Annotated in this window: 12 protein-coding genes and 1 pseudogene; 12 read left to right on the forward strand and 1 reads right to left on the reverse strand. The window is 41.5% G+C overall.

The annotated features are described in order from the left end of the window. Together B4J23_RS03970 and urtE are read left to right on the forward strand one after the other, a co-directional pair. The coding region (locus B4J23_RS03970; protein ID WP_291358807.1) for an ATP-binding cassette domain-containing protein at positions 1-478 on the forward strand (478 nt) is incomplete at its 5' end. An 11-nt stretch (positions 479-489) separates the two neighbouring features. Next, entirely contained in the window at positions 490-1,188 is a 699-nt protein-coding gene (urtE, locus tag B4J23_RS03975) for an urea ABC transporter ATP-binding subunit UrtE (RefSeq protein ID WP_200228440.1), read from the forward strand. 87 nt (positions 1,189-1,275) lie between these two features. Here the strand turns inward: urtE and B4J23_RS03980 are convergent, their stop codons facing one another. Next, a complete protein-coding gene (locus tag B4J23_RS03980) occupies positions 1,276-1,980 on the reverse strand; it encodes a phospholipase D family protein (protein WP_004785869.1) in 705 nt (234 codons plus the stop codon). Between the two features lie 249 nt (positions 1,981-2,229). Between B4J23_RS03980 and ureE the strand changes: the two genes are divergently transcribed. The 10 genes and pseudogenes from ureE to B4J23_RS04030 form a co-directional block, all read left to right on the forward strand. Then, positions 2,230-2,712, forward strand: a complete 483-nt coding sequence (gene ureE / locus B4J23_RS03985; RefSeq protein ID WP_034171445.1) for an urease accessory protein UreE — start codon at positions 2,230-2,232, stop codon at positions 2,710-2,712. Beyond that, positions 2,699-3,364, forward strand: a complete 666-nt coding sequence (locus B4J23_RS03990; RefSeq protein WP_291358808.1) for an urease accessory protein UreF — start codon at positions 2,699-2,701, stop codon at positions 3,362-3,364. The genes ureE and B4J23_RS03990 overlap by 14 nt, the downstream gene beginning before the upstream one ends. Positions 3,365-3,445: 81 nt before the next feature. After that, on the forward strand, positions 3,446-4,060 hold the full coding sequence (ureG, locus tag B4J23_RS03995; protein WP_004785864.1) for an urease accessory protein UreG: 615 nt from the start codon (positions 3,446-3,448) through the stop codon (positions 4,058-4,060). Positions 4,061-4,073: 13 nt separating this feature from the next. After that, positions 4,074-4,640 (forward strand): HupE/UreJ family protein, encoded by a 567-nt coding sequence (locus B4J23_RS04000; RefSeq protein ID WP_200228444.1) that lies wholly within the window; start codon positions 4,074-4,076, stop codon positions 4,638-4,640. A 43-nt stretch (positions 4,641-4,683) separates the two neighbouring features. After that, positions 4,684-5,559, forward strand: a complete 876-nt coding sequence (locus tag B4J23_RS04005; RefSeq protein WP_291358809.1) for an urease accessory protein UreD — start codon at positions 4,684-4,686, stop codon at positions 5,557-5,559. A 162-nt stretch (positions 5,560-5,721) separates the two neighbouring features. Then, on the forward strand, positions 5,722-6,024 hold the full coding sequence (ureA, locus tag B4J23_RS04010) for an urease subunit gamma (protein ID WP_004785859.1): 303 nt from the start codon (positions 5,722-5,724) through the stop codon (positions 6,022-6,024). 9 nt (positions 6,025-6,033) lie between these two features. Next, positions 6,034-6,345, forward strand: coding sequence for an urease subunit beta (locus B4J23_RS04015; RefSeq protein WP_005235571.1), 312 nt, complete (start codon positions 6,034-6,036; stop codon positions 6,343-6,345). Positions 6,346-6,378: 33 nt separating this feature from the next. Then, positions 6,379-8,079 (forward strand): urease subunit alpha, encoded by a 1,701-nt coding sequence (ureC, locus tag B4J23_RS04020; protein WP_291358810.1) that lies wholly within the window; start codon positions 6,379-6,381, stop codon positions 8,077-8,079. A 75-nt stretch (positions 8,080-8,154) separates the two neighbouring features. Beyond that, positions 8,155-9,279: a hypothetical protein gene (locus B4J23_RS04025; RefSeq protein WP_291358811.1), complete on the forward strand. Its 1,125-nt coding sequence runs from the start codon at positions 8,155-8,157 to the stop codon at positions 9,277-9,279. Between the two features lie 78 nt (positions 9,280-9,357). After that, positions 9,358-9,505, forward strand: a pseudogene (locus B4J23_RS04030) (allantoinase); the annotation flags it as partial.

A 9,505-nucleotide genomic window follows, 5' to 3' on the forward strand; every position in this document is an offset into this window, starting at 1 on the left:
GAAACCCACGGTGTTTGAAAATTTCACCGTGATGGAAAATTTGCTCTTGGCTGCACCTAAAGATAAACGTGTTAAAAAAAGCTTTTTCAGCAAGCTCGATCCGGATGCACAAAATGCCTTGGATGAATCCTTACAGCAAATCCGCTTGCAGGAATTTATTCACAAACCTGCAGGGCTTTTATCGCACGGTCAGAAACAATGGCTGGAAATTGGCATGCTGCTGATGCAACGTCCAAAATTGATTTTATTGGATGAACCTGTGGCTGGGATGACCGATGCTGAAACTGAACGGACTGCTGAACTGTGTCTGGAGCTGAAAAAAAGTCATACGCTGGTGGTCGTCGAACACGATATGAGCTTCATCGATACCATTAGTGAAAAAGTAACAGTGCTGGCACAAGGGGCGATTTTGGCTGAGGGCACATTGGCAGAAGTACAAGCCAATGAAGATGTCATTGAAAAATATCTTGGGCGTTAAGGGGCTGACTGATGCTAGAAGTTAAAGACGTAAATCAGTTTTATGGAGGTAGTCACATTTTACGTGATGTGTCTTTCAATGCGCCTGTCGGTGAGTGCTCAGTGGTTCTGGGTCGTAACGGCGTTGGTAAAACCACACTGCTGAAATGTCTGATGGGGATTTTGCCTATCAAATCAGGTCAGATTCTTTTAGATGGCAAAGATATTGCCAAACTGAGCCCTGAACAGCGAGTTCGGGCAGGTTTGGCCTATGTGCCGCAAGGTCGAGATATCTTTTCGACTTTAACCGTTGAAGAAAATATTCTGATTGGCATGGCGAAATTTAAAGGAGCCAAAACCCGTAAAGTTCCGGAACATCTCTATGAGATTTTTCCGGTATTAGAAGAAATGAAGTATCGACGCGGCGGTGACTTATCCGGTGGCCAGCAACAACAACTGGCGATTGCTCGCGCATTGGCATCTGAACCGCGTGTGCTCATTTTGGATGAACCGACTGAGGGGATTCAGCCATCTATCATTAAAGATATTGGTCGGGTAATTCGTAAGCTGGCTGATGGCGGTGAAATGGCAATTGTTCTGGTGGAACAGTTCTATGACTTTGCTGAAGAACTGGCAGATGGTTATACCGTCATGGCACGTGGACAAGTGATTGCTCAGGGTGTTGGAAGTGAAATGCCGGAAAAAGGGATTCGGGATCTGGTGGCAATTTAAATTCCCTCTCCCTGACCCTCTCCCAAAGGGAGAGGGAAAGACGCCTCTCTTTATAAAAGGGAGGTTTGGAGGGATTTATAAATATAATTAAATCTCTGTATTCTCACTCCATAAAAAATACATGCCATATTGTCCAGTTCGGAATTCTCCACCTGCAGATTTACCTTCATCTGTTAAAAAATGCTTTCCATTTTCATTGAGTGTTAGATAACCTTTGGCAATCAATTTCTCAAAAGTGTCTGCTGTTTTTAAGCCTAGTTTTGCTGCAAGCTTCGCTGTGGTCAGCTTCGTGAACGCTGTATTTTCTTCTGATTTATTCTCTTCAGTTGGGATGGTCTCTGCTTTTACCTCATCTAAAGTAATACGGACTTCATCACTAATTCGAATAATCCGTTGTGCTTCTTCATAAGCTTCTTTAAATACATCATTATCTTCGTACTTGCGGATTAGAATCCCCATTTCATTGTTATTCACTTGGCTAAATTCATAGAGATTCAAGCTTGAAATGATGCACTCTGATTCATTCAAATAGCATTTTGCATGTAGATTTTTACAAAAACTTAGACGCACATAATCCAGTTTTTGCATCCATTTAATTTCATCAGGATGCAGATCACTTTTGCCGTAGACAATACGGATATCAATTTTCAGCCGATCCTTGTCTTCCAATAGCTCTTTAATACGATCATTGAGACGCAAATATGGGCTAATTAAAATTAGACGTTCTTTGGCATTTTTAATGAGTTCTTCTAAAAAGAAATTTGTGCCGCTTGTATTTAAGAATTTTGCCATTTATCTCTCATATTCTTATTTAATAATTGTAGAGATATTAGCTTAAATTTTTGAATCAAGAAAATAATTTAACTTACGGATTAGCTCAACAAAAAAAATTGAGATTTTATCTTTCATTCAATTTTAGATCTTTTAACAAACCAAGTTGGCACGATAACTGCTTTATTTTGATGCAAATTTTAAATGCTAAAAATTATTTGGTTTCAATTTGGAACAAATACAGGATTTATCAGCATCAGTAGGGTAATTATGAAAATTTATACGCAACGTTTGGAAAACATTGCACCAGAAAGTGATTTTGAGTCTCTTGAACTCACATTCGATACACGACAAAAGAGCCGTTTTCGTGCAACTTTAAAAAATGGTGTCGATATTGGTGCAGATTTACCACGTACTGGAATCTTGCGTAGTGGTTCTTTTATAGCAACTGAACAGGGTGACATTCTTCGGGTCGATGCGAAACCTGAAAAATTGATGCAGGTGACTACAAACAATAGCTTTGACTTATTAAAAGCAGCCTATCATCTGGGGAATCGTCATGTTCCTCTCATGTTAACACCTACTGCATTGTACTTTGAACCGGATCATGTACTGGCTGAAATGGTGCAAGGTTTAGGTCTTGAAGTTCAGGAAGTCATGTATCCATTTGAACCTGAAAGTGGGGCTTATGCACAGCATCAGCATGACCACCGTTTAAGCCCAATCAAGGCTTTACATCATGTCCATCACTAATGCGTCTCAACTGCTCAGCTTGCTGACTTTATCTTCAACGGCATTGCCGATTGGAGCGTACTGCTATTCACAAGGGGTGGAAAGTGCGATTGAAAAAGGCATGGTGCATGATGAAGCCTCCTGTGTGAGCTACTTCCAAGAAGTACTGGAAATGCTGCTGGTGCGTTTTGAGCTTCCAGTACTCAAGCGTCTGGTGGAGTCTTTTGATAATCCTGAACAGTTTCAATATTGGGCAGAACTCTATCGGGCTAGCCGAGAATCCAAAGAATTACTGGCTGAATCTCAGCAGTTGGCATTTTCCTTGAATGCATGGATTAGGGATGTTTTAAAACAGCCGCCGAGCGTAAAAAAGCAATTAGGGTTTGTGCCGGTGTACGCACATTTATGTGGTGAGTTGGGTTTAGATCTTGCCGATGTCTTAACTGCTTATAGCTTTACAGTTTTGGAAAATCAGGTGCTGGCAGCAGTAAAAACCATTCCACTCGGGCAAATGAGCGGGCAGCGGATTATATGGCAATTACATCAGGAAATTCCTGAAGCTGTACAGGCTGCATTAGCTTTGGACGATCATGAAATCAGCAGCGCATTACCGCAATATGCCATGTTAAGCATGTCGCACGAAACCCAGTATTCACGCTTATTCCGGTCATAATCTTCAGACCAGAGCAGTAGTAAAAAGATCGAAAAGCATCATTAAAACTGATGCCCAGAAAATGTAATAAAGGAAATCAACATGTCAGAACGTAGTCCATTACGCGTTGGAATTGGTGGTCCGGTTGGATCAGGCAAAACGGCTTTAACCCTGAATTTATGTCTTGCACTGCGTGAAAAATACAATATGGCAGTGGTGACCAATGACATCTACACCAAAGAAGACTCGAACTTTTTAACCCGTCATGAAGCGATGTCACCAGATCGTATCGTGGGTGTGGAAACAGGTGGCTGTCCACATACTGCGATTCGTGAAGATGCGTCCATTAACCTGGCTGCGATTGATGATTTGTGTGAAAAGTTTGATGGACTGGAGCTGATCATTATTGAAAGTGGTGGCGATAACCTTGCGGCAACCTTTAGTCCTGAATTGTCCGATTTAACTCTCTATGTAATCGATGTTGCCGGTGGCGAGAAGATTCCACGTAAAGGTGGTCCGGGAATTACCAAGTCGGATCTGCTGATTATCAATAAAACAGATTTAGCACCAATGGTGGGTGCCAGCCTAGAGGTGATGGATCAGGATGCGAAGCGCATGCGTGGCGATAAACCATTTTTATTTTCTAATATGAAAACACAAGATGGCTTGAACGAAATTATCAGCTTTATCGAAAAACAAGGTTTATTTAAGTCTTAAGGGGAAATTCATCATGCGTCTATTCAAACAGTTACTGGTTGCAAGCGTGGCAGCTTTACCGATGTTGGCATTTGCTCACGCGGGACATGACCATCACAGTGGATTCTGGTCTGGCTTTGTCCATCCTTTTACTGGTTTAGATCACCTGATGATGGCGATTGCCTTTGGTGTATTGATGTGGACTGCAAATCAACGCTGGAAAATTTCGGGTCTCATCGGTCTGGCAGTAGCGATGGTTGCAGGCTTTGTGCTCGGTAGCAAGGGTCTGCTTTCAACTTCACTGGCTGAGTCAGGCATCATCGCTTCACTGGTTATTTTAGCTGTTGCGCTATGGACTAAATCGAATAAGGTTTTGCCTGTCGCTGCAATTTTATTGGCCAGCTTCCACGGCGTAGCGCATGGAAGTGAACTGGGTCAAGGTGGACATGTATCGCTATTAATTGTCGGTATGGTTTCAGCAATGGCTTTGATTTATGGTGCAGGCTTGGCTCTAGGTGCATTCGTGAAAAAATATGTGCCTTATGGCAAGCAGATCGTTGGTGGTCTAGCTGCAGTTGTTGCTGTCATTGGTTTGGCTTAATGCCTGGAAAATCATTTTCAGATGATATTGGATTGATTTGTTGATGTACGAACTGGCAGAAAAAAGCACGCAGCAGAACTTATGGTATGCACGTCTGGAAATGGGATTTCAGGCGCAGCAACAGACTGCGCGAACCATTTTGCAACATCGCAAGCATCATGGACCGGTACGCATCCAGAAAATGTTATGGCCAGAAGCCAATGGGATTTGCCATGCCATTATCGTGCATCCGCCAGCAGGGATCGCCGGTGGAGATCATCTCACTTTTGATATGCAGGTGGATGCGAATGCCCATGCCTTGGTGACCACACCAGGTGCGGGTAAGTGGTACAGAACCAATGGCAAGCAGGCCTTTCAGCACATTCATATCCGTTTAAATGACAATGCGATTTTTGAATGGCTGCCTCAAGAAACCATGCTATTTGATGGCGCTAATGCCAGTTCCGAAACAATCGTCCACTTAGATGCAGCAGCCAGTTTTATTGGTTGGGATATGCTGGTGATCGGCCGTCAGGCACGAGATGAGCAGTTTGCACAGGGAGCTTATAAAAACCGGTTTCAGCTTTGGCGCAAAGACAAATTGCTGGTTGCAGACACCTTGAATTTTAAGGGCAATGACCGCTGGCTCAGTTCATGTCTAGGTATGAATGGACATGCGGTGATGGGTAGCTTCTGGGCTGTACCGCCTGAAAAATATCGCGCGAGTTTTTATCTGGAACAGCATCTCGATTTAATTCGTGAGCTTATTATGCGGATGGATGTACCGATTACCTTGACTTTGCTTGGCGATGTAATTAGTGCACGTTTTCTGGGAGATGATGTCCGTCAATGCCATGATGGTTTTGCTGCAATTCGCGCTCGATTAAGACGTTACTGGTTCGGTCTGGATGAGGCATTTCCGAGGATTTGGCGGACGTAACCCTTTAATTCCCTCTCCTTATAGGAGAGGGTTAGGGAGAGGTGATTAAACATTTATTAAAACCCTTCCTTTAACTCCCTCCCAAAGGGAGAGAGAACACCAAATATCGAATCTTGCACATATTTTGCTTAGAAATACATATATATCAATGAGGAACCAGTTATGGAACTCAACCCTACAGAAAAAGATAAACTGCTGATTTTTACTGCGGGTCTGGTGGCAGAGCGTCGTAAAGCTCGTGGTTTAAAACTGAATTATCCAGAAGCCATTGCCTATATTTCTGCGGCATTGCTTGAAGGTGCGCGTGATGGCATGACCGTCAGTGAATTAATGCATTACGGTACGACCTTATTGACACGTGATGATGTCATGGAAGGCATTCCGGAAATGATTGCAGAAGTGCAGGTTGAAGCAACCTTTCCAGATGGATCAAAGCTGGTCACTGTCCATCAACCGATCGTCTAGGAGCAGTACATGATTCCAGGAGAAATTTTTACGCCTGAGAGCGATATTGAAATGAATGTCGGTCGGGAAGTTTTGAAGGTAACTGTTGCTAATATTGGTGATCGGCCGATTCAGGTCGGATCACATTTCCATTTTGCTGAAGCGAATGATGCCTTGCAGTTTGACCGTGAGTTGGCCAAAGGCTTTCGCTTAAATATTGCTGCTGGTACGGCGATTCGTTTTGAGCCGGGGCAAAAACGTGATGTGGAACTGGTCGCACTGGCTGGGAAACGTGAAGTTTATGGTTTCGCCGGGCGGATCATGGGCAAGCTCGATTCATAAAAATTGCAGCAGAATTATAAAGGTTTATAAATCATGAAAATGTCACGTCGTGCTTATGCCGAAATGTTTGGACCGACAGCCGGGGATCGTGTTCGTCTAGCTGATACTGAATTATTCATTGAAGTCGAACAGGATTTCACCACTTATGGTGAAGAAGTTAAATTTGGTGGCGGCAAGGTCATTCGTGATGGTATGGGTCAATCACAACTTTTGTCATCTGAAGTGGCTGACACTGTCATTACAAATGCGCTGATTGTTGACTGGTGGGGTATTGTAAAGGCCGATGTGGGCTTAAAAAATGGCCGAATCTGGAAAATCGGTAAAGCCGGCAATCCGGATATTCAGCCAAATATTACCATTCCACTGGGCGCAGCTACAGAAGTCATTGCTGGCGAAGGACAAATATTAACAGCTGGCGGAATTGATACCCATATTCACTGGATCTGCCCGCAGCAAGTTGAAACGGCATTAATGTCTGGCACAACCACGATGGTCGGCGGCGGTACGGGTCCGGCAGCTGGAACTTCTGCGACCACAGTAACTCCAGGACCTTGGCATATTGCCACCATGTTGCAAGCGATTGATGATTTACCGATGAATATTGGTTTATTAGGTAAAGGCAACTTAAGCCAGCCAGAGCCAATTGCAGAGCAAATTAAAGCTGGTGTAGTCGGATTAAAACTGCATGAAGATTGGGGCTCGACACCAGCAGCGATTGATAACTGTCTGACTGTGGCCGACCAGTACGATGTGCAGGTTGCTATTCATACTGACACACTAAACGAAAGTGGCTTTCTGGAAGAAACTTTGGCAGCTTTTAAAAATCGAACCATTCATACTTACCATACCGAAGGTGCAGGTGGCGGACATGCTCCGGACATTTTAAAAGCCATTGGTCAACCGAATGTATTACCATCTTCAACCAATCCAACTCGTCCATATACCGTCAATACCATCGATGAACATTTAGACATGTTGATGGTCTGTCACCATTTAGATCCAGCGATTGCAGAAGATGTGGCCTTTGCAGAAAGCCGTATCCGACGCGAAACCATTGCTGCAGAAGATATATTGCAGGACATGGGCGCAATTGCCATGATGTCTTCTGACTCTCAGGCGATGGGCCGTGTCGGTGAAGTAATTTTACGGACTTGGCAAACGGCGCACAAAATGAAAGTGCAACGTGGGCCTTTGGAAGGTGATACTGCCTATAAAGACAATAACCGGGTTAAACGTTATATCGCCAAATATACGATTAATCCTGCAATTACTCACGGTTTAAGCCATGAAATTGGCTCTGTTGAAGAAGGTAAGTTAGCTGATCTGGTATTGTGGAAGCCTGCATTTTTTGGAGTAAAACCATCCATGATTATTAAAGGCGGGATGATTGCAGCAGCGCCAATGGGTGATATTAATGCTTCTATTCCAACGCCACAGCCTGTGCATTATCGTCCAATGTTTGGGGCTTATCCGCGCGGGGTACATAACACCTGTATTACATTCCTCTCACAAGTTGCAATTGATGATGGCGTACATGAAAAATTAGGTCTGAAAAAGTTGATTTCACCATGTAAGGCGACACGCCAGGTCACCAAACAGGACATGAAACATAATAGTTATTGCCCTGTAATGGAGGTGCATCCAGAAACTTATGAAGTTCGTGCCGATGGTGTGCATCTGACCTGTGAGCCAGCAGAAGTGTTGCCGATGGCGCAGCGGTACTTTTTGTTTTAAAGATGAAAAGTCCCTTAATTGGGGCTTTTTATTTATAATGATTCGATAATTTATCTATAAAAATTAGGGGATCAGATGGTTTTTTCTTTTGTAGCACAAGAATTTGAATTTGCCTTAGCAAAATTATTTGAAACAGCCAATAAGAATCTAAATTCGGAAAATGAAGAAAAAAAAAGATGGGCCCATAAAGTTAGATCTTTAAAAAGTCTGTTTAATAAAGAAAATTTAAGTTTTTTAGATGAAAATTTAAAACAAACAAAAAAATGGGCTTTATTTGATTTATCACAATTAAGTACTCAAGTTACTAATACAGAATTAGAGCATTTAAAGTGGGGAGCAGTGACTTTATATGTTTATCTTAAGGAATGGGGGTTTCGAAGAGGAATTAGTGAAAATGAGCAGGAAGTTCCAATACTCAGAAATTTCTATGACTTTATTTATACTGAAAAAAATAGAAATTATTTAAAGTTTAAAACACATTATGATTTTGTAGATGAAATTCCTTATCTAATCTGTGGAGAAATTTATAGTAATTCTAAATTAAATGATATTAGAAAGTTTTTAGAGGAAAAAGATTTTTCAGATTTTAAAAGTCTTTTAGAAAAAAATGATCAAACTTTATTGCAAATTCAAAAATGGGAAGAAAATTTTTCAGATAAATATAATCTTGTCAAAGAGCTGGAAGAACGCCTTGAAAAGAACAAACAAACTTATGACTTTGTTCTATTAAATGCGGGTTTTAAAAATTTGTATGACCAGAAAAAGGTCGACCTAAAAAATCCCGAAAGAAATTATAAGTGGCTTTTCAGAATAATTTTACTAATACCCATTATAGAAATATTATTTTTTGGATATTTAATTGCGAATGAAATATCAATAAATTCCACAACTATATGGTACATGGTAATTCCTTCAATTTCTCTAATTTTATTTATGCTCTATTTTTATAGAATTAATCTACAAGAAGTACGATCTGTAAAATCCCAAATGATGCAACTTGAACTCCGCATGGCACTTTGCCAGTTTATTTATAGCTATGCTGAAGATTCAGAAAAATTACATAAGAAAAATTCAAGTGGTTTTGAAAAATTTGAAAATATTATTTTTTCTCCACTTGTTTCATCTGACGATAAGATTCCAACTACATTTGATGGTATAGAGCAGTTGGCAAAACTAATAGGTGAATTTAGAAGAAATTAAATGAACCTTTTTGGCGCATAAATTGCTTGTCACGCTTATTCAATTTTACTTTTTGATATAACACATCAGGGATTAAACGTGACCAGTACCTATCTACGCGGACAAGAACTCATAGATCAAATTCGAAACCAGCCTTATTCACGTGACTTGATTGGCTATCATGGTGATGTACCTAAAGTAGAATGGCCCAATCAGGCCCGTGTCGCAGTTCAGTTTGTACTGAATT

The organism is Acinetobacter sp. UBA3025, from assembly GCF_002367915.1.
Lineage (GTDB): Bacteria > Pseudomonadota > Gammaproteobacteria > Pseudomonadales > Moraxellaceae > Acinetobacter.

Excerpts from the sequence above, each read along its gene's own strand:
- urtE (WP_200228440.1), top strand. The coding sequence starts at position 490 with ATGCTAGAAGTTAAAGACGTAAATCAGTTTTATGGAGGTAGTCACATT.
- B4J23_RS03980 (WP_004785869.1), bottom strand. The coding sequence starts at position 1,980 with ATGGCAAAATTCTTAAATACAAGCGGCACAAATTTCTTTTTAGAAGAA.
- ureG (WP_004785864.1), top strand. The coding sequence starts at position 3,446 with ATGTCAGAACGTAGTCCATTACGCGTTGGAATTGGTGGTCCGGTTGGA.
- B4J23_RS04025 (WP_291358811.1), top strand. The coding sequence starts at position 8,155 with ATGGTTTTTTCTTTTGTAGCACAAGAATTTGAATTTGCCTTAGCAAAA.
- B4J23_RS04000 (WP_200228444.1), top strand. The coding sequence starts at position 4,074 with ATGCGTCTATTCAAACAGTTACTGGTTGCAAGCGTGGCAGCTTTACCG.
- B4J23_RS04005 (WP_291358809.1), top strand. The coding sequence starts at position 4,684 with ATGTACGAACTGGCAGAAAAAAGCACGCAGCAGAACTTATGGTATGCA.
- ureA (WP_004785859.1), top strand. The coding sequence starts at position 5,722 with ATGGAACTCAACCCTACAGAAAAAGATAAACTGCTGATTTTTACTGCG.
- B4J23_RS03990 (WP_291358808.1), top strand. The coding sequence starts at position 2,699 with ATGTCCATCACTAATGCGTCTCAACTGCTCAGCTTGCTGACTTTATCT.
- ureC (WP_291358810.1), top strand. The coding sequence starts at position 6,379 with ATGAAAATGTCACGTCGTGCTTATGCCGAAATGTTTGGACCGACAGCC.
- ureE (WP_034171445.1), top strand. The coding sequence starts at position 2,230 with ATGAAAATTTATACGCAACGTTTGGAAAACATTGCACCAGAAAGTGAT.
- B4J23_RS04015 (WP_005235571.1), top strand. The coding sequence starts at position 6,034 with ATGATTCCAGGAGAAATTTTTACGCCTGAGAGCGATATTGAAATGAAT.